Source organism: Methylophaga sp. SB9B, from assembly GCF_004832235.1.
GTDB lineage: Bacteria > Pseudomonadota > Gammaproteobacteria > Nitrosococcales > Methylophagaceae > Methylophaga > Methylophaga muralis.
In genome coordinates this window covers 1-254 of sequence record NZ_SSXS01000078.1, presented here as the reverse complement: position 1 = coordinate 254, position 254 = coordinate 1, and the positions used below count along the sequence as shown (strand labels likewise).

Here is a 254-nt window from a genome sequence, read left to right as displayed (position 1 = left end):
TCGTACTTCGATAGCAAGCGCAAACCAATCTGTTTCTGCCTGTTGCATGGTGGAATTAATAAGCTCATCCGCCACGCCTTTTTGTTTCATTTCTTGTCTGATTCGCAACTCTCCATATCCCCGGAGACGCGAGAACGAATAAACGCTTCGGCAAAACGTTCGTCATTCTGTAAGCCACTTTGTTGTAGCTTTTCTAAAGCGGCATGAATTTTATCCGTTTCATGACCAGCTTGTTGAAGTTTTTGCTGTAATTC

At 43.3% G+C, this 254-nt stretch carries 1 protein-coding gene; it reads right to left on the bottom strand.

Annotated features, from left to right (window positions below; genetic code table 11):
- On the bottom strand, positions 1 to 108 hold a 108-nt coding region (locus E8Q33_RS16860; RefSeq protein ID WP_371413307.1), incomplete at its 3' end, for a RecX family transcriptional regulator.
- Positions 109 to 254: the final 146 nt, after the last annotated feature.